We start from the raw sequence: 22,717 nt of genomic DNA, 5'->3' as shown, positions 1-22,717 counted from the left end.
CGTCAAAAAAATCCAGGGCTGAGGACTGCTGCAAATATCCAAGCGCATTCTATAGGAGAAAGGAAAAAGCCCCCAATCAGCATCGCTGATTGGGGGCTTTTTGATGGGGTTTGTCTTCTGGTTTAGAATACGCTTACAGCGAGTCCGAAGTTAACTTGGCTTGCCTGGGTGCCATAGGGGCCTCTTCCTTTTTCCCACATGTCGTTGAGGTAGAAGTTTCCCCAAACGTAGAAGCCTGGAGAGCCGGCTTTCACGGAGATGGCATAGCGGATTTTTTCCAAGCCGTAGCTTTGGCTGTCCTTGACCTTGCGCTTGTCAAAGGCAGCTGACTCGTATTTCACTTTGGTATGGGCTTCGTAGAGGAAGCCTACCTTGCCGCCCACGCTGAATCGGAAGCTTTTGCTGTAGCTGTTCTTGTTCAGGTGGTATCTCAGGTCGATTGGAAGCTCGACATAGTTGGCGGAGAAGTTGTTGGCTTTGATGATGATGTTGTCGCCGTACACGTCCGTGATATCCTTCAGCTCGGAGGAGTTGGCCCCCAGCGTGGAATTGACGAAAAGGTTTTGGTCATCTCCAAACTGGATTTTGTCTGAGCCTATGCCCAGCCCGGGATTCAGTGTGAAGCCCGATCCCTCCCCAAAGAGGTTGATGGGAACTTGGTAGGAGACGTTAAAGGTACGTGATCCGAAAAAATCCACGCCGATCTCAGAAGGACGGTTGGTCAGCTGGTTGAAGCCAAATTCAAAGTTGAGATCACTGGGAATATTGGGGCGGCCTCCGATGGGAGACTTTGGTTTAGTTTCGGTTTCCTGCGCCTGCACAAAATGGAATGACAAAATTGCCAGCGCCAGAGTAAATAGTTTTTTCATCAAAGCGGGTTCAAACTTGTGGAATGTGGGCAAAAATATAAAATCCAAGAGGATTTCCCCTGTGGAAGGTCTTAATAATTCTTAAGCAAGGCCGAGGGGATGATTGGGAATTTTAAATTTTCTTACCAGCCAGTACTTGCATTTGAGAGAAATAAAGCTACCTTTGCAAACCAATTCGGCTTCGTAGCTCAACTGAATAGAGCACCTGATTACGGCTCAGGAGGTTTCAGGTTTGAATCCTGACGAGGTCACAAAGCAAAAGCTTCCCGGTCATCCGGGAAGCTTTTTTGTTTTTAATGTCTTCTTTTGGAGCCGCTTACGGATTCAGCTGCAGCGATCTGCCGTCCGGTAGCAGTGCGGTGACGTTCGGGTTGCAGGTGTCGGTATTGTTGAAAGTGACCTGGTACTCCAGGTCTGAGCTGCCGCCACGGGACACGATCCAGGACTCTTTTCCACTTACGGGTAGGTTCCAGCCCTGTCCATAGCAGGGGAAAAGCTGGTTTTTTGCCTCGCTGGTGACCAGCGAAAAGTCCCTCCCGGCGGGATTGGTTCCGCTGGCCTTGCCACGGGCGCTGAGCGCACTGAGCTTCAGGTTTGATCTGGAGACGGTGTATGAAAATTCCCCGTTTACCATGAAGGTCGCCTGATTGGCCATTTCAAACCGGAGCTGTTCAAATTTCTCCTGGTTTTCTGCCACGGATAGTCCGCGAAACTCCCGCTTTCCTTCGATCTTGTTGCCATTGTAGCTGTAGTCCTCGTAGCTGAGCGACCATGCGGCCGAGGCTTCGCCGGACTGGGTAAAGTCCAGGATGATCTTGCCCGTCCTCTCGTTTGCATTTTCCTGGGCGCAGTCCCCTGAGGAGGAATAGTCCAGTGTCACAATGCGCGAGTCCAGGCTGTGGGTGATGCTGGGGCAGCCCGAGAGTTGGGCGGGAGTCATTCTCGCGTATTCCGCATAGGTGATGTTTGCTAGGAAAGCCCCCTCGCTGATGGCTTCGGAAAAGCTATAAAACTGCTCCGCTTCCTGAGTCAGGTCGGTGTTGATGTCTTTGCTTACCTCTTCCGCACAGGACCAAAGAATCGGGAGCATCGCAAAAAGGAATAATTGTTTTCTCATGGTAGTAGCTGATCTGCGTTTCCTTTCAATTACCGGGCCTGATTGCTAACTTGGATCAAAACGATACCAAATTGACCGCATGAAATTCAATGAAGGAATGCTCCGCGAGGGAGCGCTCAAAGATAAAAACATTCTGGTGACCGGGGGTGGCACAGGCCTGGGCAGATCCATGGGCGAGTATTTTTTAAAGCTCGGAGCCAACGTGGTCATATCCTCCCGCAAGCTGGACGTGCTCGAAGCCACTGCCAAGGATATGGCTGACAAAAACGGAGGGAAAGTCATCCCTCTAGCCTGCGACGTGCGCGAGATCGAGCAGGTAGAAGCAATGTGGGAAAAGGCCAAGTCCGAACTCGGTGAGATCCATGTGGTGCTCAACAACGCCGCGGGCAACTTCATCAGTCCCACGGAGCGCCTTTCCGCCAATGCTTTCAACACCGTGCTGGATATCGTCCTCAAAGGAACCTCGCAGGTCACCTTGACCGCGGGCAAGGACTGGATCGCCCGGAAGCGGCCTGGGACTTTTCTGAATATCGTCACGACCTATGCTTGGACTGGCTCCGGCTATGTCGTGCCCTCGGCCGCAGCCAAGGCTGGCGTCTTGGCAATGACCCGCTCCTTGGCCGTCGAATGGGCAAAATACGGTATTCGCTCCAACGCGATCGCGCCCGGTCCTTTTCCTACCGAGGGGGCCTGGAGCAGGCTTTTGCCTGGGGACTTGGTGAAAAAGTTTGACCCTGCCAAGAAGGTGCCGGTGGGACGGGTGGGCGAGCATCAGGAGCTTGCCAATCTGGCGGCCTACCTGGTGTCGGATTTTTCCGCCTATGTCAACGGAGAGGTGATCACCATCGACGGGGGAGAGTGGCTGAAGGGCGCAGGGGAGTTCAACAACCTAGACCAGATACCTTCCGAGCTTTGGGACATGATGGAGGTGTCCCGTGGAAAAAAGCACTGAGCCCCCGCTTGCTTTGGGGCTATGCAAAGGCAAGGTGGAAAATACGTCGGCTCTAAGCCTTGGGGTCGGACTTCTCGCTGTCTGACCCGAATCCACGCTCAAGGGATCGGTTTTGGCTTACCGATTCCTTGATGCTTTTTTTGAGGGCTTGATCCAGGAGTTGGGATTCCTTTTTTAGGATGTTGAGCAGCTTCCGGGATTCGGCATTGTGTGTTTCGGTATCGAGGATTTCCAAAACCCCCAGAATATTGGCCACTCGGGCCCTGAGGGAGTGGGACTGCTGAAAAGCGAGGTCTTTGAGGAAATAGTGGTGGTCCCGCATCCAGATTTCCTGTTTTTTCTTTTCCGTGATGTCTATGAGCATGCCTTGGATCTTTTTGGGGTGCCCGTCGGCGTCCCATTTCACGGTCTTGCCATATCCGATGACCCATATCGTTTGGTTTCCCTTGGAGATGATCCTGAATTCCCTTCGGAAAGGCAGGTTCCCCGTAGAGCGAAAGTGCTGGGAGAGGTCTTTCCGTATTTCCGGAAAGTCTTCCGGGTCGATGTGGTCCTCCCAGGAGATTTTTTTCAGATCCTGAAGCTCCTCCGCTTTGTATCCCAGCATCTGGGCAAGGCCGCTGCTGATGTAGTCCGTCTTGTTTTTGGAGTCAAATTCCCAAAAGCCGAGGAGCTTGCTTTCCAGCAGGATGTTCAGCAGTTCGTTGCTTCCGCTGGTGCCCTCGATGAATTCCCCAAGGCCGAGGTGGTAGGGGCGGACAGGCTCCAAGGGATGCCCCAGGCCCAGGCAGGTCCCGAAGTCGTCGGTAATGAAAAAAAATTCCCATTTTGTGGGAGTCGTGGTGCCTTCGGGGTGGTTGATCTTTTGCAGGTCCACTAGGAAGGACTGATGCCGGTTTTTCCAGGCCTTGATTCGGGCTGTCTCAAACTTGGCCCACTCGGTGGAAAGGAAGCAGTCCTCAAACTGCAGGGGCTTGTCTTTGTTGTCAAAAAAAGAAGGGACAGGTCCAATGCCTGAGTCAGAGGAGATGACCTTTCCGGATTTGTCCAGGGAGATTTGGAGGAAATAGTCGGAAATGACTGCCAGTTTGCCCAGCACCTGTATGGAGTCCCAATCTTGCATTGCCAAAAATAGCTGAAACCGCTTGGTTTGAGGGTGTAAAACATTAAAATTTATTCAAAATACATAAACAATTATTCAAAATGAACGTTGCTTCACTTTTTTTAAATCGAGACAGTTTTGGAGACCCCGCCAATACAGGGAATGTCCCCTCTTTGGAGGAGGCGAAGCGGCTTTTGGATGACTGGGTGAAAAACGAGAAGCTCAAAGTCCACATGAAGCAGGTCGGTCATCTGATGAAGGCCTACGCCGAGTTCCGAGGGTATGGAGGCGAGGACGTACAAAAGTGGCATCTGGCGGGCTTGCTCCACGATGCGGACTGGGACCAATGGCCAGAGCAGCACTGTCGTAAAATCATCGAAGAGCTGGAGGCGCGAAGAGTCGATCCTGCCATCATTCGCGCGATTGCTTCGCATGGGCCGAGGTACTTTGGTGTGGAGCCCGAGTCGGAGATGGACAAGATGCTCTATGCTTTTGACGAGCTCAGCGGCTTTGTGCATGCATATTCCCTCATGCGGCCGGAGGGCTATGTCGGCATGGAGGTCAAGGGAGTGAAAAAGCGTCTGAAAGACAAGACTTTTGCCGCCCAGGTGAGTAGGGAGGATATTCAGGACGCCTGTGGGAAAGCCGGGGTCGCACCGGATGAGCTCATCCAGTTTGTGATAGGCCATCAGGCCGCGGCTGATCTCGGCTAAAACCGAAAAAGGCCGCATATCGCGGCCTTTTTCGGTTTTGTCAGGATTCTTCTTCTTGGTTTACAGGGCGGAAGTTGCCAGGAGGCAGCTGCTCGGCGACCTCGTCTTTTTCGAAAGGAAACACTTCCACGATGGGGCTTTCGGTGATTTCCGGTACGCGGAAACTCACCAGCATGTTGTTGAGACTCTCCTGGATGCGGTCGTAGGCCTGTCGCACATCCTCCGCCGTCACGATCATGTATTGGGTGACCTTTTTCTCTTTTCCGTTTTCCCCGTCGGCAAGCAGGTAGGTGATCTTGCACTTATGCCACTGGTCGGCATCTTCATAGTAGAATACGTCGACGATGTTGCTCTTGCTGATGCCGGTCACTTGGAAATCGCCGCGGATCTGCGAGCCCAAGCGGTCGTAAAGAATCGCCTCTGCCTCGGTAAATGACACCGCATCTACCAGGTATTGCTCGGAAATGCTTTTTAGCAGTCCTTCCTCATTTTCTTTCGCGTACTTTACTTTGCACAAAAACCAGGTTCTCATCTTTTTGACTTTTAGGGATTCGAAGGTACTTTTTCTATTCTAAAGCTGCGAACAGTTGGCCGTTTTATCTTGCCCATTCGGAGCTTGTTTGGGGAGAAGGTCCTGAAAATCAAAGGGGAAAGTTTGGGCCGCCCAAATGAGTCCAATAGTCAAAACGTAGTTCTCAAAAAAGAGTAACTTGTTCCCAACAATACACCCATGCGCGATAAGATTTTATACAGTTTTCCGATACAGCTTTTTCTGCTACATCTGAGGAAAAACCTGGCTTTGGTGCTGGTGTGGGTGGTTTTGCTGGGGGTGATATTGGAGCAGTTTGGCGTGGTGCTGGGGATTCCCTTCCTGTTTTTGGATCCGGAGTACCTGCACCAGGTGTCTTGGCTGAGCTTTTTTTTGATCGGGGTGGGGATGGCCATCCTGACGATGGCTTTTCACATGACCACCTACATCATGGATGGCCGCCAGTTTAAGTTTTTGGCCTTGGTGCCCAAGCCATTCATCCATTTTTGCGTCAACAACTCCCTCATTCCCCTGATCTTCTACATCATCTACACGGTGAAATTCATCGTGTTTCAGCTCGACAATGACCTGCAGTCGGACTGGGAGGCATTGAAGTTCTTTTTGGGGTTCACCTTGGGCGGCTTGGTCAGCTATGCCTTGATTTTTGGCTATTTCGCGCTTACCAACAAGGACTTCTTCATCATATTCGCCGGGACGCTGGATAGGAGGCTGAGAAAGGTCCGCTTCACCCGCGCCAATGTGCTCAGCCAGTACAAGGAACTGAAGGTCCTCCGCGACCAGGTCAACAGCTATCTCAACCTTCGGCTGCAGCTCGTGTCAGTCCGCCCGGACATCTCCAGGTTTGAGACCCAAAAGCTACTTCGCGTTTTTGACCAAAACCACCTGAATCTCTTTCTGATCCAGATATTCCTCATCCTTTTCGTGTTGTTCTTGGGGTTTTTCAAGGAAAAGGAAGTGCTGCAGTTTCCGGCGGCGATGAGCGTGACCTTACTGCTCGCGATTCTGGTGATGCTCGTAGGCGCCATGAGCTTTTGGCTGCGGAGCTGGGCGACCTTGGTGGTCTTTTTGATGCTGGTGTCGATCAACTACCTGTCCAACGTTTCTTTTCTCAACCGGCCCCACGAGGCCTACGGGATCGACTATGGAGCACCTCCGGCTCCCTACACGCTGGCAAGGCTCGACTCCCTGACCCATCCGGATACCCTGAAAAAGGACAGGGAAAATACCGTGAGGATTCTGGACAACTGGAAGGCGAAGTTTTCTCCTGATTCCCTTCCCCGGTTGGTCATCGTCGCGGCAAGCGGGGGAGGACAGCGGGCCGCGCTATGGACACTCAATGTGCTCCAGACCATCCACGAGAAGACAAACGGAGCTGTCACCCGGCATACCGAGCTCTATACGGGCGCTTCCGGTGGAGTGATCGGGCAGGCTTTTTTCAGGGAAATCTACCTGCGGTCGCTTTCCGATCCGGATTTCGATCCCAAAGATCCCCGGTTTTTAGCGCAGATCTCTGACGACAACCTCAACCCAATTCTGTTTACCCTACTGGTCAACGACTTGCTGATCCGAAATCAGCGCTTCGAATACCGTGGCTATAGCCATCTCAAAGATCGGGGTTACGCGTTTGAAAACCAGCTGAACATCAATACCAAGGGAATCCTGGACAAGCCGCTGGAGGCCTACCGCATGCCAGAGGAAGAGGGGCAGATCCCGCTGCTTCCGGTCACCGCCTTGGTGACCAATGACGGCAGAAAGCTGGTGATTGCTCCCCATTCCATGTCTTATTTGGGCAGCTCGGTCATGGGCAAACTCGGGGCGGACGAGAAAAAACAGTCCATAGACTTTCGGCGTTTTTTTGCGCAGCATGATGCCGACAATCTCCGCTTCCTAAGCGCCTTGAGGATGAGCGCGACTTTCCCTTTCATCACGCCCAATGTGGAGCTGCCCTCGACCCCGATCATGGAGACCATGGATACTGGGCTCTCGGATAATTTTGGCGTGCAGGACGCCCTTCGTTTTCTCTATGTTTTCCAAGATTGGATGGCAAAAAACACCAGCGGGGTCGTCTTGATCACGATCCGGGACTCAGAAAAATCCGTGGAAATACCCCATACCGAACCGCCGAGGATCTTCGAAAAGGTCTTCACTCCCCTCAAAAACATCTACATCAACTGGGACAATCTCCAGACGATCCAAAACGAGGTGCTCTTCAACTACATGGACGAGTCTATGCCCTTTGAGCTGGATCGGATCGAGTTTGAATACGCGCCAGAGCAGGTGCAGATCGAGGAGCTGACCGGCTCCCAGGAGACGATGCAGCGTGCCTCGCTCAACTGGAGGCTGACGGCAAAGGAAAAAAGATCGATCCTCAATAGCATTGGTTCACTTCGAAACAGGCAATCCATCGAAAAAGTACAACGCCTCTTTCCCGCTCAGTAGGAGGTATTGGCTTTAGTAGGGAAAGCCGATTTTCTTGTAGACAAAGTGCATCAGCCAGGCCGGCCCGATCATCAAAAACTGCACATCCTTGAAAAATGAGGGCTTTTTCCCCTCGATCTTGTGTCCGATAAACTGGATGATCCACGCGACCACAAAAATTCCCAGGCTGATGGCCCACAGCTTGCCAGGGAAGGCTAGGTCAAGAAAATTGGCCAAGGCCAGGCAGAGAGCAGAGAAAAACAGCATGCCCAAAGTCAGCGGGCCAGACAGCGATAGGTAGTAGAGCAAGACCAAAAACAGGATCACCGTCGCCCAGTTTGCGAAGCTTCCCAAAAAAGGCAGGGCTTCCGGCAAAAAGCCCGTGGGAATGCTGAAAATCAGTCCTACCACACTGAAAAATATCGCCGGTACACAAAACCAATGGATTAGTTTGTTGGTGTGGTTGCGGTGGCTTTCGCCATACTCCTCCAGGAGCAAATCAATCTTTCTCATAGTTTTTTGGGTTTAATTGCGGTAGCTTGGATATAAATTAGACAACTCAAGCCAGATTTTAAACGATACCCGGACAATGTTCAGCTATTGGGAACGAAAAAACTTTTTCAGCTATGACCTTATTGTAGTGGGCGCTGGCTTTACGGGGCTGTCCACAGCGATCCACTACCGGAAGAAGCACCCCAAAGCGCAGGTGCTGGTGTTGGAAAAAGGCGTGCTGCCCACGGGAGCGAGCACCAAAAACGCCGGCTTTGCCTGCTTCGGAAGTTTGACGGAGATCCTGGACGATTTTTGGAAAATGACCCCGGACGAAGTGAGCGCCTTGGTAGAGATGCGGTACAAAGGGCTCCGCCAGATTCTGCGGAGATTTGGGGATGCGGCGCTCCGGTATGAGGCCAGCCATGGGTTTGAGCTCCTGGACGCGGAGCATGTGTCCGCGGCCGAGCAGATGGACGAAGTCAACAAGATGCTCAAGGGCCTTTTCAAAAAGGATGTCTTTTCCGTGGTGAAAAAGCCCGGAAAGTTCGGCTTCTCGGAGCAGGTCAAGTTGGTGATCGAAAACCGCTTCGAAGGGGAACTGGATCCCGGGGCTTACCTCACCGCGCTATGGACTGAGGCGGCTTCCCTAGGGGTGAAAATACTGACCGGCGTGGCCGTGGTGGAGGTGCAAAAGGACGAAGGACTGGTCTTGGCCGAAAGTGCGCAGAAGGAAGGTGTCTTTGAGTTTACCGGAGCCAAGATCGCCATTTGTACGAATGCCTTTTCGAAAAAGCTCTGGCCGGAGTCCGAGCTGGAGCCCGGACGTGGGCTGATCCTGCTGAGCAAACCCATCGAAGGCAAGATTCCCTGGAAAGGCTCTTTTCATCTGGACAAAGGCTACGTCTATTTTCGGCAGGTGGAAGGCAGACTGCTGCTGGGCGGTGCCAGAAACAAAGACTTTGACCGGGAGCGGACGCTGGAGTTTGGCACCAATCCAAAGATAAAAACACACCTTCACCGCTTGGCCGAGGAAGTGATCTTCCCCGGACGGAAGGTCGAGTGGGAGATGGAATGGTCGGGGATAATGGCCTTTGGGCCAAAGAAAAGTCCGCTGATCCAGGCGATCGGAGAAAAAACTGCCGTGGCAGTCCGGCTGGGGGGAATGGGCGTGGCCATAGGCTGGGAAGTGGGCAGGTCGCTTTCCCGACTACTTTCCAAGATGTAAATGATTTTTTACTTAGATTCAAACTTTCCAAACCATCGGATTTACTGAATGAAAGGCCAGCCGAAAGCTCCACGTGTAATAGACGCCCTGATTCCCATACTATTTCTTATAGTCCTTCTTGTCATCAACATCCAGATCTTTGGTACGGACAGCCTCTCCGGCTCCAACCAGATGGTGCTGATCATCTCCGCTGCCGTGGCAGGCTCCATAGCGGTATTCAAGCTCGGGATCAGCTGGGAATCGCTGCAGGATGGCATCATCAAGAGCATCAGCTCGGCGATGAGTGCGATTTTGATCCTGTTTTTGATTGGGGCACTGGCGGGGACTTGGCTGCTGAGCGGGATCGTTCCGGCCATGATCTACTATGGTCTGAAAGTCCTGAGTCCGGAGATATTCCTCTTTGCCGCGTGCTTCATCAGCGCGGTGGTGTCAGTAGCGACGGGAAGCAGCTGGACGACGGTGGCGACTGTGGGCGTTGCCTTGCTGGGAATAGGCAAGGCGCTGGGCTTTGAAGAAGGGATCATTGCAGGATCGATCATTTCGGGAGCTTATTTCGGCGACAAGATGTCCCCGCTCAGCGATACGACCAATCTTGCTCCCGCGATGGCCGGAACTGACCTGTTTACCCATATCCGATACATGGCCAAGACGACCGTGCCAACGATCATCATCACCCTGATCCTGTTTTTGATCATCGGACTCAACTATGAGACGGCAGGAAGCGTGGAGGAGGTAAGGGCGATCTCGGATGTGATCTCTGGGAAGTTCAACATCACGGGTTGGCTCTTTGTCGTGCCGGTGGTGGTGATCCTGATGATAGTCAACAAGGTTCCCGCAATCCCGGCCCTGCTGGTCGGAGCCCTGTTAGGGGGAGTTTTTGCGGTGGTCTTCCAGCCGGAGATCATTGCGGCCATCGCCGCCGAGACCGGCAGTTACCTCTATCTGGGATTCAAGGCCGTGATGATGGCACTCTATGGGGAGATCCAGATCGTCACGGACAACGACGTGGTGAATGAACTGCTGGTCACCGGAGGCATGGGCGGTATGCTGAATACCATCTGGCTCATCATCTGCGCCATGGTACTCGGCGGGATCATGGAGGAAAGCGGCATGCTGCGCGTGCTGGCCGAGGCGGTGATCAAGAAGGTGCACTCCGTGGGTTCGCTCATCGCTTCTACTGCGGCTACCTGCATGTTTTTCAACGTGACCACTTCCGACCAATACCTCGCGATACTGGTCCCCGGGCGCATGTATGCGGATGTGTACCGCAAGCGTGGCCTGAAGCCTGAAAACCTCAGCCGAACCCTCGAGGACTCGGCAACCGTGACCTCCGTCCTGGTGCCCTGGAATACCTGCGGGGCGACCCAGGCTTCGGTGCTCGGCGTCGCGACCTTGACCTATGCCCCGTATTGCTTTTTCAATATTATCAGTCCGTTTATGACCATTCTATACGGTTATTTGAAAATCGGAATTCACTATTATGAGCCGGAAGAAGAATTGGTATGATTCCCTTTAGTATTAGCAAAGAAGAAATTAACGAGCTGCCCCTGGGGCAGTTTGACGGAGAGATCTTTTTGATCGATCATCCCGACCAGGTGGACGAGGCGGTGGAGTTTTTGGAAGGCCAGCGAATCATCGGCTTTGACACCGAGACGAAGCCTTCCTTCAGGAAGGGACAGTTTAACCATGTGTCGCTCTTGCAGCTTTCCACCTCGACGCAGGCGTTTCTTTTCCGACTAAACAAGGTCGGATTTACCGATTCGCTGCGAAACCTGCTAGAAAGGGAGCATATCGTCAAAGTAGGAGCCGCCGTGCACGATGACCTCAAGGGACTTCGAAAATTGACCGACAGTTTTTACCCCCTGTCTTTTTTTGATCTGAACGACGAGCTGAAAAAGGTCGGCTTTCACAATGTAGGAGTGAGAAACCTCAGCGGGATGGTGCTCAAGATCCGTATCTCCAAGACCGAGCAAGTGTCCAACTGGGAGTCGGAAAACCTCACCGAAAAGCAGCAGCGCTACGCAGCTACCGATGCCTGGGCTTGCCTGGAGGTATTTAAGCTTCTTCGGAAGGAAGGCTATCTAGACAGCCTCTTTAGCAGGGAGTAAGGACGAGGCCTTCGATTTCTTCCAGGCTGGGCACTACTTGCGCGGCCAAGCCCTCCCGGAACGAGAGCTTCATCTGGCAGTCCAGCGCCATCTCTTGGCTTAGGATTTCGAGTTCGTGGGTTTTTACCACTTTCATCACCTCGTTCATGGCCGGGTAGGGGAATCGGATGTCCAGGGCTATTTTTACCCATTCCCTAATGATCTGGCTGTCTTCTATGGCAAGTGCTGCGGCCGTTTTATAGGCCTTGATCAGGCCGCTGACGCCTAGTTTGGTCCCTCCAAAATAGCGCACGACCACGATCAAGGTATCGGTGATCTGGTGCGAGCGGATTTGTCCCAAAATGGGATCGCCCGCGGAGTGGTTTGGCTCGCCGTCGTCGTTGGCGCGGAAGTGGAGTGCGTCCTTTCCCAATATCCATGCGTAGCAATGGTGGGTGGCGTCGAAATATTGTTTGCGCAAAGCGGCGAGCTCGGCTTTGATGTCCTCTTCCGACTTGACCGGAAAGGCAAAGTAGAAAAACTTGCTGCCCAGCTCTTTGAAAAGTCCGGAGCTTTGCTCGGCCAGGGTTAGGTAGGAATCGTTGGGATCGGCGCTTTCCAGAGGATTGCTCATTTTTGCTACAAGAATTGGACGCCCGAAAATATAAAATTAACGCTGGGCTAACGGGTGGTTAACTGGTTTTGTCTTAATTTTAGTCCTATAAGCAGCGCTCAGAAGCCAGTGAAATTAGACTATCAGGCACCCCGATTGATCGATATTCCGGGAAATATCAGCGACACTGGCTCCGTGCATTTTTGGGAAAACACCGGGCTTTTTCCGGACGGTATTCGGCGATGTTTCTGGATATCAGGTGTGAAGGCGGGGGAGTCTCGGGGTAACCATGCCCACTGGCAGGAAGCCCAAGTGCTCGTAGCTCTGTCGGGCAGGCTGGATGTCAAGCTGGAGGGATTGGACGGGTCCAAGACGGAGCTTGTACTGGAGGGGGCCGGAAAAGGCATATTTGTCCCCCCACTCAATTGGGTCGAAATCCGCTTTTCCGGTGACGCGGTACTGTTGGGACTGGGTGACCATGCTTTTCTGGAAGAAGATTTCATCAGAGACAAAGGCTATTTTGGAGACTTACAAAAAGGAAACAACTGATTTGCACGAATTGACGGTGGTGTCCTCCATCGGGGGGGCGTACCCCTATTTTCTCCGAGATTGCCCCACCGATGGATTTGCCAAGCAGCTCGACTTCCGATGGGAAAAAAAAGGCAAAACCAAGGCTTCGATCACCTTTGCCATCTCAGATGATTTAGAGGCGGTTTCCCTTCCGCAAAGTCCATTTGGTGGGATTTTCGTGGAAATGAGCCTTTCCTCCTCAGCCTTGGAGCTTTTTATCCAGACGGTCGTGGAGGAGCTGCGACGTCGTCACGTCAGGTCGGTCAGGATCGTGCAGCCTCCCAAGCCCTACGAACCAAACCTTGACCTCATCAATTACCTTCTTTTCAAAAACGGATTCGTGCAGGAGTCCGTGCTCAGCCACCAGTTTTTCATCGGGAAGAAAAAGATCAAAAAGCTGGTAAAAAAGGAGCAGCCCAAGTTTCAAGCCAAGGCCCGGGAAGCGGGGCTGAAAGTACAGGTAGGGCCGATCCAAAACTTCGGCTTTTTGCAGGATATCAGGAGCTGGAACCGGGAGAAAGGCTATGAAGCCAACTTTGAGGACAAGAGGCTGATCGCGCAGGTGGCCGACTATCCCGAGCGATACTTTTTGATCTCTGTGCTCAAGGACGGTCAAGCCGTGGCCCACACGCTTGCCGTCAAGCTGCTGCCCGACTCGCTCTATTATTTCCTTGCGGCTATCCAGTCCAAGGCTGCGCTGAAGGGGCTTGGGGAGCTTTGCCTCTTCCAGCTTTTCCAGCTCGCCTCGGACCAAAACTCCAGTTTCGTGGACTTGGGTTCTTCCGATACCGACAGCGGAGCAAACCATGGCCTGATTTTTTTCAAATCCCGCTTTTCTAACGATATCTCCAACAAGATTACCTGGACTCTAAAGCTCTGATCATGGACGTAACTGGGAAGGTCACGGTCATTTGCATCGCCTACAACCACACGGAGTGGATAGAAGAGACGCTGGAAAGTGTGCGGCTGCAGGATTACCATGCCAAGGAACTGATCGTGGTGGACAACGGAAGCAAAGACGATACCGCCGAGAAGATCCGCAACTGGGTAAACCGCTCCTCGGGACAGCTGTCCGTCCATGCGATCTTCAATGAGGAGATGCAGCCCTACTGTCAGCTTTTCAACCAGATTTTGGCCAAGGTGGACAGTCAGTACCTCATTGACCTGTCGGGAGACGACGTGCTCTATCCCGAACATCTCTCTGCGTCCATCCGGGAGCTGCAGTCGGAGCCCAAGGCTGCTTTCGTCTTTTCGGATGCCTACATTTTGGACCACATGGGGGAGGTCAAGTCCTTCTACAAGCGCAACCATGCAGGAGACCTGGAGGAGCCGATAGAGCTCGGCGACCTCTATGTGACGCTGATCCAGAAAAGCTACATCTGTGCGCCTACGGTGGTCTTCAACGCGTCTATTCTCCGAAAGGAGGGAGGCTACGACGAATCCCTGTTCTATGAGGACTTTGACATCCTGGTCAGGCTGGCCAGAAACCATCCGGTGCTTTTTTCGGACCATATCGGCGTGCTGAAGCGAAAGCACGCCCGCTCCATGTCCGCCGCGCAATACCGTCCCTACCATTCCAAGATGTTGCCCAGCACCGTCAAGGTCTGCTCGAAGATCCACCAAATGAATGTCTATCCCGAGGAAAACAAGGCCTTGGAGGTTCGGGTGCTGTACGAGCTCAAACATGCGCTCTGGTCGGCCAATTTTGAGCCAGCGAGGGAACTGGTACGCTTGGGAGAGGACTTGGGCATGGACAGCCTCAAGTTTAGATTCTACAGGTTTTGGGCAGAAAAGGCCTGGGACATCTCCTGGCTCTACACGCAGCTGCGCTGATCAGCCCACCAGCACCTCGGTGTAGGGAGGCTGCGAAAAATACTTCTGCCCGACCCTGAGGATATCTTCCGCGGTGAAATCCCGAAGAAAGTCCATCTTCTGCCGATAGAATTCAAAGTCCAAACCAGAGTGGTGCACGGCTCTAAACCTGTCCATCAGGTCGAAAGAGGAGCTGAACCGGCTCAGCATTTGGCCGATGAGGTAGTTTCTGACCACTTCCAGCTCGTCTGGATGAACCGACTCGGTGGCTAGCTGCTGGATCTCCTTGTAGATCTCGCCGACGACGAGGTCGCGCTGGGATTTTTGGACATCGGCCCCGATCACCCAGTAGTTGAGGTCGCCGATCTCTGCCAGGGAAGAGGAGATGCCATAGGTGTGTCCCTTATCCTCGCGGATGTTTTTGATCAGTCGGGAGCCAAAATAGCCTCCCAGGATCGTATTGAATACCGAAAGTGCGAGGAAGTCCGGATGGCTCTTGGGGATGGACCAGCCACCCATGCGGATGCTGCTTTGCAGGGCATCGGCGCGGTCTTCCAAGATCATGGGGCTGCCGACTGCCGGAGGCAGGTCGATGCTGTCTGTAGACGGCTGAAGAGGGAACGTGTCCAGCAGGGCGGCCGTCTGTGCGAGCTCGGCTTCGTCCAAGTTTCCACAGAGGAAAAACTCCGTGCCGGTCCAAAGACGATCTTGGTAGTAGGCCAGCAGGTCTGACCGATCTACTTGGTCCACATGGGCCTCAGTGATCTCCTGGCCGTAAGGGTGGTTTTCTCCAAACAAAGCCTTGCGAAACAAGCTGCTCGCTCGGGAAGAGGATTTTTCGCGCTCAAATTTGATGGAAAGCTTTCGCTGGATCTTCCGTTTTTCCAAGCTTTCGTCCGGAAAGCTCGCCTGCTCAAAGAGCGACGCAAAGACTGGCATGACTTCTCCAAAGTGTTTTTTGGTGGTCAGCAGGCTCATTCCCTCATGGGAATAGGTGATCAGCGGGTGCACCTCGGTGGCGTGGAAGTCGAAAAACTCCGAAAGTTCGGCTTCGGAAAAAGCTTGGGTGCCCTCCGTCAGCATCTGTAGTGTAAAGGAAGGAACCAGCGACTTTTCCAGTGGCAGGCTGAGGCGTTGGCTTTTTCCCAGCACCTCCAGCTTGACGACGTCCAGTCCGGGAGTGGGGATGAAATAGAGCCTTCGGCCGCCGCTGAGGGCTAGGATATGCGGGGCAGGCAGTTCAAAATCAGCCGGAACGACAAATTCAGGCGCTTTTGATCGGTCAAGAGGCATGGATCAATTGCTTGGGATGGTGTAGAGCAGCGAGAATCTAAGCGTCTCTGCCAGTGGGTGGTTTTGGGTCTGGGGCACCAGATAGGAGAAGTCAAACCCGATTTTTTTGATGTCCATGCCCAAGCCCATGGTGAAATACCGGCGGCCGCCCTTGTCCGGGTTTTCGTAGAAGTACCCGGTACGCAGGGCAAACTTCTCTGCGTAGTTGTACTCCACGCCAAAGGATAGCGTAAATTCTTTCATTTCCTCCGAAAATCCGTCCGGCGCATCAGAAAACGAACCGAACATCCCAGAGATCAACGCGCGGTTGGGGTCTTTTCCATTCCCAGGTTCAATTATTAGATTCCCATCAGCATCTGTTGCAAGTGTTCCGTCATCATTGGTTGTATACTGAGGCGGAGTAGGTACCAGCAGCTTATTGAGGTCGAAGGCAAAGGTCAGGGAGTTGTTTGGGTCGAGGTCTATGGAGTAGGCCGTTCCCAATCTGAAGTTCGTAGGGATATAGTCCAAGTCTTCCGCGCTGTTGTAGGTGATCTTGGGGCCGATATTGGTGATTGCCACGCCCCAGGACCAGGTTCCGTCTTTTGCGCCGGCAAAAATCGGCTTGGAGTAGTAAAGCCCGATGTCTGTTCCCACGCTGATTCCCGCCTTGGCTTCCGAGCCGCTGACGGAGGAAATGTTACCGGAAAGGTTGGAATAGATGAAGCGGGCAGAGATGCCCAGTCCAAATTTGGAGGAAAGCTTTCTGGAGTAGGTGCCACCGATGGCGATGTCCCGGGGGTTAAACTCGCCCAAAGGGTTGCCGTTTTCGTCGGTCAGCTGGATGTCGCCCATGTTGAAGTAGCGCAGGTCAAATCCAAAGGCCGAGAACTCGTCGATTTTTTTGAAGCCGGTGAGGTAGCTCAGCGACATGTCGTTGACGAGCTTGCCGAGCCAAGGGGAATAGGAGAGGGAGAATCCCAAGTCGTCTTCGATGAAGGCAAGTTTACCGGAATTCCAGTGGGCAGAGTTGGCGTCTGGGGAGGTGGCGACCCCTACGTCCCCCATGCCCGAGTGCCGGGAGTCCGGGGCAAAGTTCAGAAATGGCACTGCCGTAGTGATCACCCGGCGGTTTGGATCCTGGCCGGAAATAATCACCGAGTTTTGGGCGTAAGTAGAGAAGCCGGCAAATAGGAGGATGGTGAGAAGGATGCCCCTTTTGCTTTTTTCAGCCTTTTTGTTCATTGAATCACTAGTTTTCCGCTGACCGAATCTGAGGTGAAATCAGACTCCGACTGTAGCGTTAATTTGTAAATATAAGTTCCTTTTGCTGGATATTTCGTTTGGTTTTGCAAAAAAGACCAGTACAAGTCCTTGATGCTCCGTTCAGCGTTTTGGAAACGAAACGTCTCCTGAAATAGTATTTGACCCGACAGGGAATAGGCAGCCAGACTGAGACTTAGGTTTTCCCCCGGACGGTTGTGCGCCACTTCAAAGTGGGTTTCCGTGGTCGCCGGATTGGGAAATGCCATGTGGTCCAAGATGCGGATCGAGCGGCTGCCCTCCACTCTCACGGAGAAGGTTTGTACGGTCTCGTTGCCGGCATTATCCCATGCCCGCACGGTGATCGTATTGGCTCCTTCCTCCAGCCCTCCCAGATAGGTGTCGAAGTACCCGTTGGCATAGCCTCCGTCTGTGGCTATGAAATATTCGTTCAGGATGACTGGCGCCTGTCCGTTCGCCTGGATGCTGAGCGCCTGCGCTGGGGTGAAACTGGACACATTGATGCCGCTAGGGTCAGAAAGCAGTCCCTTGATCTCCAGGTTTTTGGTGGGGAATACCAGCGGTTCCGCACTTTGGCCATTGATCAGAAGCAGGATGGAGGGGCCTGTCTTGTCGGTGCTTTCGGCTGCTTGGCCACCGATAACCGGTAGATCTGCCCCCATGGCCTGCATTCCCGAGCGACTGTCCCAGGCCCGGATTCTCAGGCTGCCTTTTCCGTATTTTGGGTTGATACCCTCGGGGATCAAAAACCTGGCCACCAGCTTTCCTGATTCCACCGTTCCGGTGCCGCGGAAAAGCAGGACGGTTTCCTCCTCGAACTCATAGGGGCTGCTTTCGTCGCCCAGTGTGGAAGTTTGTACGGCTTTGTCGCGAAGCTCGAGCTGGTAGGAGCCCTTGAAGCCCGCCTGGATCGCTCCGGTCAGCGGGTCGAGGATCTCCGCATGCAGGGTGATTTCCTGCAGTGCTTTCAGCGTGTCTGCCGGGCTTCCGCTTTTGCTGTCCTCGATGGAAGTCACCCGCACGCCAAGATCCGGGAGGGCGAGCCTGAGGCTCGGATCACCCAGCAGCGAGAAGTTCCGATTGAGCGGGCCGTTCAGACTCCTGTTTTTGGTCTGGCGATAGATTTCTCCCAGATCCTGATGGGAGCCGTCTTTTTTTCGGAAGACCTCCTCGATGAAGGCCTTGTTCAGGGAGAAATTGACGCTGCTGAAAACCGGTCTGCCCGTAGTGAGGAGTGCCACGGCGCCCTTTTCCCTAGCGGAAAGCAGTTCTTCTGCGGCTGACCGGGCAAATGGGCTGTCATGGCGTCCAAACTCGCAGGTGGCCGTGATCCAAAGCGCAAGCTGCTCCTGCCTACCCCAGTCAGCGAGGTCCTCCACCCGAAAGATCTCCTCCGCCATGAGGGTGGTCTCGTTGCCATGGCCGATGAAATTGAGGATCAACGTGCCCTCGTCCAGCGTTTTTTTGAGTGCGGACTTGGCTTGTGCCGAGCGCTGGCTGCTGCCGGACTTTTCCTGCTCAAAACGATCCAGGTAAAGCTTGTTTTGCAAAAAGTCGGGATGGTTCTCCGTCAGGTAGGCACTGTGGGACTCCGCGTCGCGGAGATGGATATTGTTGTCCCCGTCATCCACGAGCAGGGAGACCGCAGATGACTTGGGCGTGCGATGAGGGCGCGTCTCGTAGCGGATGATCTTTTCCACCATCTCGTTGGCTTCGGCGTAGTTGATCGCCGGAAGCCTTCCGATCCCGATTTGGAGGGCCTCGTCACCGTCCCGGCTTTCCTCCCACTCTCCCTGGCCAAAGCCGATCAGCCCAAAGTAATCGTCGGAGCTGAAGGACGTCAGGGGGTTGAGGCTTTCGCGGCTGGTGTAGATCGGGACCAGGTTGGGTCTGCCGCCTAGCTTTCCTTTATAGTCAAAGGTGCCCTTGCCGAGGATGAGGACATTGCTGAGGGTGTTGTGCCGATGGTAGTTGTATGCGATGAAATTGCGGATGGCGCTGAGGTCGGCATTCCCGTAGCCGAAGGATTCATAGATTTCTTCGGGCGTGACCACCTTGGCCTCGATTCCCAGGGAAAGCTTGTGGTTTCGGAGCTTGTTGGCCGAGGAAAGGAGCGCTTGGGGCGCGATGATCAGGAGTTCCGGAGGGTCCGTTTGCGTTCGCAGCTGCAGGGAAGCGTTTTGGAAGTCTCGGATTTCCGGGACTTTTTCCGGAGAAAATATCGCCCATTTTTTTCCCACAGCACTCCTTCCAGAGCCAGGGGCCAATGCCCGGGGGACGAAAAAGTCGCTGACCTCCCAGGCCTGAAGGGAGCTGGGAAGCGCCAGCCTCGCAGTCGCCGCCGATTCCAAGACGCCTTCTGAGATCACTGAGTTGCTAAGCGGTACTCCCACTGCCACGTAATCCAGATAACCTGCATCCGATCCCGTGCCCTGGAAGGTAAACCTAAGCTGGGCGAGGGGGCCGCGCGGGGCCAGCTGCCAGGCAAAGGCTTGCTCGCGCCCCTTTACGCCATACGTGGAGCTGGGGATGGGGTCGAAAGCCAGCTCTCCGAGGAGGTTGTTGCCCTCAAGAACCCGCATGGTGGAGCTGGAGGGAGACTGGGCCATGAGCTTTCCGAAAAGTAGCCAAGGTGCTTCCGCAGAGCTTTGAAGGGATAGGTTTATGTTTAGGCTTTGTCCTTGGCGGATCGGGTCGGAATACCAGGCTCTGCCGGAGTTGAGCACATTGGTCTTTTCGGTTTTGTAGGTTGTGAATCGATACCAGATCTGCCCAGGGCTTGCCTCCTGTGCGTCGGCGGAGGAGGAAGCGATACGACTTGGACTCGGGCTTCTTCCAACGAGGAAACTCAGTGAATCCGAAAAAAGGTGATGGCTGTAAGTCAGGCCCTCTGGAGTGTAGGCGATGGTATGGGGGCCGGAGAGGAAAAAGAAAAGCTGTCCTTCTTGCTCCAGGGCAGGGATCTCCTGCAATTGAAGCTGTGAGGAGTCGAGTTTTTGCGGGAGCATACCGGGAAACCCATAGATGCTGAGCTCTGTGAGGCCGGCAAAACCCAATGCTTTGGCTTGGCTTTCAGAGATCTTGTAGATGCCCTGCTCTGCGACCTTAAACCGGAAAGTCTGCGCCAAGACCTGCGGCATCCCGGCCCAAAGGCCGAGGATCACCCAAAGAATCCCGACGGCAATGCCTTTCCTCATTCACTTCCTGTTGCGTTTTCGATCACGGAGAGTACAATATACGCCAAAATCACCAGTGGGATGCCTGCCAGCTGCAGACCGGCCACGATCAAGAGGCTGATGCCGATGAGTGCATACCGAAATCTGTTCTTGGCAAAGGCAAAACTCTTGAACTTCAATGCGATCAGCGGAATCTCGGAGACGAGCAGGATCGCAAAAAGCCAGGCAATGGCCACCAGCGCCCAAGGCAGGGTGAGCAACTCTCCCAGCATGGGCCATCGGACGGCCAGATAAGGCAGGGTGCTCAGAAAAAGCGCGTTGGCGGGGGTAGGGAGTCCAATGAAGCGATCACTCTGGCGGGTATCCAAATTGAATTTCGCCAGTCGATAGGCGGAAAGCATGGGCACGATGAGCGTCAGATAGGGCAGATAGGAGTCCGCTGGGGCGGAGCTTTTGGCCATCATGAAAAGGATCAGGCCCGGCAGTACCCCAAAAGATACCACATCTGCCAGGGAGTCGAGCTCCTTGCCCATGTCACTCTGCACCCGGAGCAGCCTCGCTGCAAAGCCGTCGAGGAAATCGAATGCCGCCGAGACCAATACAAAATAGGCTCCTGCGAGGACATGCCCCTCCAAAACGGTGATGATGCCGATCACTCCGGCGAGGAGATTGAGCAGGGTAAGGGTGTTGGGAATCTGTGCCTTGATCATCAATAGATGGCCCTTTCTCCCACAAAGGGATTGTAGACTTTTTCGAAGCCGATGGTGGTTTCGGGGCCATGTCCCGGATAGACTACCGTTCCATCCGGTAGGCTGAAAAGCTCCGACTTGATCTTTTCCAGCAGCAGGTCATGGTTGCCGCCGGGAAGATCCGTGCGGCCTATGCTTCCCTTGAAAAGCGTGTCCCCGCCTATGCACTGTCCGCTGTCCTCGTGATAGAATACCACATGTCCTGGCGCATGGCCTGGGACAAAAAGCACCTTGAGGCTTTCCTCGCCGACTTTGAACAGCTGGCCTTCCTCCAAAAAGTGGTCGGCTTCGGCGGATTCATAGCCGTGAAAACCGTAGTTTGGCGCATAGACTTCCACGGATTTGAGTACCGGAATCTCCTGGCGATGAATCCACAGGGGGATACCGAATCTCTTTTTTGCCCAAGCATTGCCGAGGACATGGTCGATATGGCAGTGGGTGTTGAGCAGGTTCACCACCTTCAGGGCTTTTGCCGCGATGTAGTCTTCCAGTTCGCTCCGTTCGGCAGCGGTGTGGCAGCCCGGATCGATCAGCACTGCCGTACCGGAGTCATCATGGACGAGGTAGCTGTTTTCCTGAAATGGATTGAAGGTGAATGACTTGATGTGAAGCATGGCAAAACTCTGCGGGATCGCAGCAAAGTAAGGAATAATGGCTTTATTTTGGGACATGGAAATTGATTTTTTGATCATAGGACAAGGCCTGGCGGGCAGTGCGCTCGCCTATAGGCTGGAGCAGGAGGGGCAGCGGATTTTGCTTTTTGACCAGCCTGAATCCAACCAAAGCAGCCGCGTGGCAGCGGGACTCTACAATCCCGTCACCGGCCGCAAGATGGTCAAGTCTTGGAAGGCAGAACTGCTTTTTCCGGAAATCGAGCCTTTTTACCGCCAGCTCGAAGAGGCCAGTGGCAGGAGGTTTCTGACCAAAGAGAAGATCTACCGGCCATTTTTGTCCATCGAAGAGCAAAATGAGTGGATGGGGCATTCCAGTGATCCGGCGATCGCGATGTTTGTGGAAAAGATTTTCACCGAAAGCCAGCATCCGGAGATGAACGACGTATTTGGCGGGGTGCTGCTGCGCATGTCCGGCTGGCTCAACATCAATGAATTCCTTGATGGCATGGCGGGTCACTTTGGCGAGAGACTTTGCCGACAGGCTTTTGACGAAAGCCTGCTCGAACCTGCCCCTGAGGGTTGGCGCTATGGCGATATCTTGGCGAAAAGCCTGATTTACTGCAATGGGCTTGGGGCGATGAAGAGTCGGTTTTTCGGCTTTCTTCCCTTTGCCCCCGTCAAGGGCGAAATCCTGGAAGTGCAGCAGCAGTTTGATCCTGGGTTCATTGCCAACCGGGGCGTTTTTCGGGTCAAGCTTGCGCCGGGAGTCTATCGCGTGGGCTCCACCTACACCTGGCATGACTTGGATACCGGTCCCAGTGAAAGTGCGAAAAGCGAGATCCTTGCCAAGCTCCAGGAGCTGGTCAAGGTACCCGTGGATTCGGTCAAAAGCCATAAGACCGGAATTCGTCCCGCCACCAAGGATAGGAAGCCGTTTTTGGGCAAACATCCTGTAGAAGACAGCGTTTACATATTCAATGGTTTCGGAGCCAAAGGTGTTTCGCTGATTCCCTATTTTAGTAAAATGATGACCCGGTATTTGATAAAATCTGAGCCAATAATTGCTGAGGTGGATATAGCTCGGTATTTTAAGTATATTTAA

General features: G+C 53.6%; 21 protein-coding genes and 1 tRNA gene. 11 read left to right on the top strand and 11 right to left on the bottom strand.

Annotated elements, in window-relative coordinates; genetic code table 11:
- Positions 1–122 precede the first annotated feature (122 nt).
- A complete protein-coding gene (locus J0A68_RS11840) occupies positions 123–869 on the bottom strand; it encodes an outer membrane beta-barrel protein (RefSeq protein WP_206578421.1) in 747 nt (248 codons plus the stop codon).
- Positions 870–1,046: 177 nt separating this feature from the next.
- Between J0A68_RS11840 and J0A68_RS11835 the strand changes: the two genes are divergently transcribed.
- Positions 1,047–1,120 (top strand) — tRNA-Arg (locus tag J0A68_RS11835).
- Positions 1,121–1,185: 65 nt separating this feature from the next.
- Here J0A68_RS11835 and J0A68_RS11830 read toward each other — a convergent pair.
- Complete coding sequence (locus J0A68_RS11830) at positions 1,186–1,986, bottom strand: hypothetical protein (RefSeq protein WP_206578420.1); 801 nt, start codon at positions 1,984–1,986, stop codon at positions 1,186–1,188.
- A 79-nt stretch (positions 1,987–2,065) separates the two neighbouring features.
- Here J0A68_RS11830 and J0A68_RS11825 point away from each other — a divergent pair, with 79 nt between their 5' ends.
- The gene (locus tag J0A68_RS11825; RefSeq protein WP_206578419.1) at positions 2,066–2,938 is read left to right on the top strand and encodes an SDR family oxidoreductase; all 873 of its coding nucleotides are present in this window, start codon (positions 2,066–2,068) and stop codon (positions 2,936–2,938) included.
- A 52-nt stretch (positions 2,939–2,990) separates the two neighbouring features.
- Here J0A68_RS11825 and J0A68_RS11820 read toward each other — a convergent pair whose 3' ends face one another.
- Entirely contained in the window at positions 2,991–4,061 is a 1,071-nt protein-coding gene (locus J0A68_RS11820) for a PAS domain-containing protein (RefSeq protein WP_206578418.1), read from the bottom strand.
- 80 nt (positions 4,062–4,141) lie between these two features.
- Between J0A68_RS11820 and J0A68_RS11815 the strand changes: the two genes are divergently transcribed.
- Positions 4,142–4,753, top strand: coding sequence for an HD domain-containing protein (locus J0A68_RS11815; protein WP_206578417.1), 612 nt, complete (start codon positions 4,142–4,144; stop codon positions 4,751–4,753).
- A 40-nt stretch (positions 4,754–4,793) separates the two neighbouring features.
- On the opposite strand, the gene J0A68_RS11810 is transcribed toward J0A68_RS11815, so the two are convergent.
- Positions 4,794–5,285, bottom strand: a complete 492-nt coding sequence (locus tag J0A68_RS11810; RefSeq protein WP_206578416.1) for a DUF4494 domain-containing protein — start codon at positions 5,283–5,285, stop codon at positions 4,794–4,796.
- A gap of 198 nt (positions 5,286–5,483) precedes the next feature.
- Between J0A68_RS11810 and J0A68_RS11805 the strand changes: the two genes are divergently transcribed.
- Positions 5,484–7,742 (top strand): patatin-like phospholipase family protein, encoded by a 2,259-nt coding sequence (locus tag J0A68_RS11805; protein ID WP_206578415.1) that lies wholly within the window; start codon positions 5,484–5,486, stop codon positions 7,740–7,742.
- A gap of 12 nt (positions 7,743–7,754) precedes the next feature.
- Here J0A68_RS11805 and J0A68_RS11800 read toward each other — a convergent pair whose 3' ends face one another.
- The gene (locus J0A68_RS11800) at positions 7,755–8,234 is read right to left on the bottom strand and encodes an Mpo1 family 2-hydroxy fatty acid dioxygenase (RefSeq protein ID WP_206578414.1); all 480 of its coding nucleotides are present in this window, start codon (positions 8,232–8,234) and stop codon (positions 7,755–7,757) included.
- 76 nt (positions 8,235–8,310) lie between these two features.
- Here J0A68_RS11800 and J0A68_RS11795 point away from each other — a divergent pair, with 76 nt between their 5' ends.
- From J0A68_RS11795 to J0A68_RS11785, 3 genes are read left to right on the top strand one after another with little or no spacing between them, the layout of a single operon-like run.
- Positions 8,311–9,438, top strand: coding sequence for an NAD(P)/FAD-dependent oxidoreductase (locus tag J0A68_RS11795; RefSeq protein WP_206578413.1), 1,128 nt, complete (start codon positions 8,311–8,313; stop codon positions 9,436–9,438).
- A 48-nt stretch (positions 9,439–9,486) separates the two neighbouring features.
- The gene (nhaC, locus tag J0A68_RS11790; protein ID WP_206578412.1) at positions 9,487–10,944 is read left to right on the top strand and encodes a Na+/H+ antiporter NhaC; all 1,458 of its coding nucleotides are present in this window, start codon (positions 9,487–9,489) and stop codon (positions 10,942–10,944) included.
- Positions 10,941–11,546, top strand: coding sequence for a 3'-5' exonuclease (locus tag J0A68_RS11785; RefSeq protein ID WP_206578411.1), 606 nt, complete (start codon positions 10,941–10,943; stop codon positions 11,544–11,546). The genes nhaC and J0A68_RS11785 overlap by 4 nt, the downstream gene beginning before the upstream one ends.
- On the opposite strand, the gene J0A68_RS11780 is transcribed toward J0A68_RS11785, so the two are convergent.
- Positions 11,533–12,159 (bottom strand): IMPACT family protein, encoded by a 627-nt coding sequence (locus J0A68_RS11780; RefSeq protein ID WP_206578410.1) that lies wholly within the window; start codon positions 12,157–12,159, stop codon positions 11,533–11,535. The genes J0A68_RS11785 and J0A68_RS11780 overlap by 14 nt on opposite strands.
- Before the next feature lie 108 nt (positions 12,160–12,267).
- Here J0A68_RS11780 and J0A68_RS11775 point away from each other — a divergent pair, with 108 nt between their 5' ends.
- From J0A68_RS11775 to J0A68_RS11765, 3 genes are read left to right on the top strand one after another with little or no spacing between them, the layout of a single operon-like run.
- Positions 12,268–12,687 (top strand): sugar 3,4-ketoisomerase, encoded by a 420-nt coding sequence (locus J0A68_RS11775; RefSeq protein ID WP_206578409.1) that lies wholly within the window; start codon positions 12,268–12,270, stop codon positions 12,685–12,687.
- 1 nt (position 12,688) lies between these two features.
- The gene (locus J0A68_RS11770) at positions 12,689–13,588 is read left to right on the top strand and encodes a hypothetical protein (RefSeq protein ID WP_206578408.1); all 900 of its coding nucleotides are present in this window, start codon (positions 12,689–12,691) and stop codon (positions 13,586–13,588) included.
- 2 nt (positions 13,589–13,590) lie between these two features.
- Positions 13,591–14,541, top strand: coding sequence for a glycosyltransferase (locus J0A68_RS11765; RefSeq protein WP_206578407.1), 951 nt, complete (start codon positions 13,591–13,593; stop codon positions 14,539–14,541).
- On the opposite strand, the gene J0A68_RS11760 is transcribed toward J0A68_RS11765, so the two are convergent.
- Genes J0A68_RS11760 through J0A68_RS11740 form a run of 5 tightly spaced genes read right to left on the bottom strand, consistent with a single transcriptional unit; the run spans position 14,542 to position 21,672 of the window.
- The gene (locus J0A68_RS11760; RefSeq protein ID WP_206578406.1) at positions 14,542–15,813 is read right to left on the bottom strand and encodes a M16 family metallopeptidase; all 1,272 of its coding nucleotides are present in this window, start codon (positions 15,811–15,813) and stop codon (positions 14,542–14,544) included.
- 3 nt (positions 15,814–15,816) lie between these two features.
- Complete coding sequence (porV, locus tag J0A68_RS11755) at positions 15,817–17,037, bottom strand: type IX secretion system outer membrane channel protein PorV (RefSeq protein WP_206578405.1); 1,221 nt, start codon at positions 17,035–17,037, stop codon at positions 15,817–15,819.
- Positions 17,034–20,273: a type IX secretion system sortase PorU gene (gene porU / locus J0A68_RS11750; RefSeq protein WP_206578404.1), complete on the bottom strand. Its 3,240-nt coding sequence runs from the start codon at positions 20,271–20,273 to the stop codon at positions 17,034–17,036. The genes porV and porU overlap by 4 nt, the downstream gene beginning before the upstream one ends.
- A complete protein-coding gene (gene pssA / locus J0A68_RS11745; protein ID WP_317195107.1) occupies positions 20,270–20,962 on the bottom strand; it encodes a CDP-diacylglycerol--serine O-phosphatidyltransferase in 693 nt (230 codons plus the stop codon). Before pssA ends, porU begins: the two co-directional genes overlap by 4 nt.
- On the bottom strand, positions 20,962–21,672 hold the full coding sequence (locus J0A68_RS11740; protein ID WP_236025551.1) for an MBL fold metallo-hydrolase: 711 nt from the start codon (positions 21,670–21,672) through the stop codon (positions 20,962–20,964). The genes pssA and J0A68_RS11740 overlap by 1 nt, the downstream gene beginning before the upstream one ends.
- Between J0A68_RS11740 and J0A68_RS11735 the strand changes: the two genes are divergently transcribed.
- Positions 21,671–22,717, top strand: a complete 1,047-nt coding sequence (locus tag J0A68_RS11735) for an NAD(P)/FAD-dependent oxidoreductase (RefSeq protein ID WP_206578402.1) — start codon at positions 21,671–21,673, stop codon at positions 22,715–22,717. The two genes, J0A68_RS11740 and J0A68_RS11735, sit on opposite strands and share 2 nt — an antisense overlap.

The sequence above is a fragment of the Algoriphagus oliviformis genome (assembly GCF_017254915.1).
Lineage (GTDB): Bacteria > Bacteroidota > Bacteroidia > Cytophagales > Cyclobacteriaceae > Algoriphagus > Algoriphagus oliviformis.
This window is presented reverse-complemented; position numbering and strand designations above follow the sequence as displayed.

Bases quoted from the DNA above. Each gene is read 5' to 3' on its own strand.
- J0A68_RS11795 (WP_206578413.1), top strand. From the start codon at position 8,311: ATGTTCAGCTATTGGGAACGAAAAAACTTTTTCAGCTATGACCTTATT.
- J0A68_RS11805 (WP_206578415.1), top strand. From the start codon at position 5,484: ATGCGCGATAAGATTTTATACAGTTTTCCGATACAGCTTTTTCTGCTA.
- J0A68_RS11735 (WP_206578402.1), top strand. From the start codon at position 21,671: ATGGAAATTGATTTTTTGATCATAGGACAAGGCCTGGCGGGCAGTGCG.
- J0A68_RS11830 (WP_206578420.1), bottom strand. From the start codon at position 1,986: ATGAGAAAACAATTATTCCTTTTTGCGATGCTCCCGATTCTTTGGTCC.
- J0A68_RS11820 (WP_206578418.1), bottom strand. From the start codon at position 4,061: ATGCAAGATTGGGACTCCATACAGGTGCTGGGCAAACTGGCAGTCATT.
- J0A68_RS11780 (WP_206578410.1), bottom strand. From the start codon at position 12,159: ATGAGCAATCCTCTGGAAAGCGCCGATCCCAACGATTCCTACCTAACC.
- J0A68_RS11740 (WP_236025551.1), bottom strand. From the start codon at position 21,672: ATGTCCCAAAATAAAGCCATTATTCCTTACTTTGCTGCGATCCCGCAG.
- nhaC (WP_206578412.1), top strand. From the start codon at position 9,487: ATGAAAGGCCAGCCGAAAGCTCCACGTGTAATAGACGCCCTGATTCCC.
- J0A68_RS11785 (WP_206578411.1), top strand. From the start codon at position 10,941: ATGATTCCCTTTAGTATTAGCAAAGAAGAAATTAACGAGCTGCCCCTG.
- J0A68_RS11815 (WP_206578417.1), top strand. From the start codon at position 4,142: ATGAACGTTGCTTCACTTTTTTTAAATCGAGACAGTTTTGGAGACCCC.
- J0A68_RS11765 (WP_206578407.1), top strand. From the start codon at position 13,591: ATGGACGTAACTGGGAAGGTCACGGTCATTTGCATCGCCTACAACCAC.
- porU (WP_206578404.1), bottom strand. From the start codon at position 20,273: ATGAGGAAAGGCATTGCCGTCGGGATTCTTTGGGTGATCCTCGGCCTT.
- J0A68_RS11810 (WP_206578416.1), bottom strand. From the start codon at position 5,285: ATGAGAACCTGGTTTTTGTGCAAAGTAAAGTACGCGAAAGAAAATGAG.
- pssA (WP_317195107.1), bottom strand. From the start codon at position 20,962: ATGATCAAGGCACAGATTCCCAACACCCTTACCCTGCTCAATCTCCTC.
- porV (WP_206578405.1), bottom strand. From the start codon at position 17,037: ATGAACAAAAAGGCTGAAAAAAGCAAAAGGGGCATCCTTCTCACCATC.
- J0A68_RS11840 (WP_206578421.1), bottom strand. From the start codon at position 869: ATGAAAAAACTATTTACTCTGGCGCTGGCAATTTTGTCATTCCATTTT.
- J0A68_RS11800 (WP_206578414.1), bottom strand. From the start codon at position 8,234: ATGAGAAAGATTGATTTGCTCCTGGAGGAGTATGGCGAAAGCCACCGC.
- J0A68_RS11825 (WP_206578419.1), top strand. From the start codon at position 2,066: ATGAAATTCAATGAAGGAATGCTCCGCGAGGGAGCGCTCAAAGATAAA.
- J0A68_RS11760 (WP_206578406.1), bottom strand. From the start codon at position 15,813: ATGCCTCTTGACCGATCAAAAGCGCCTGAATTTGTCGTTCCGGCTGAT.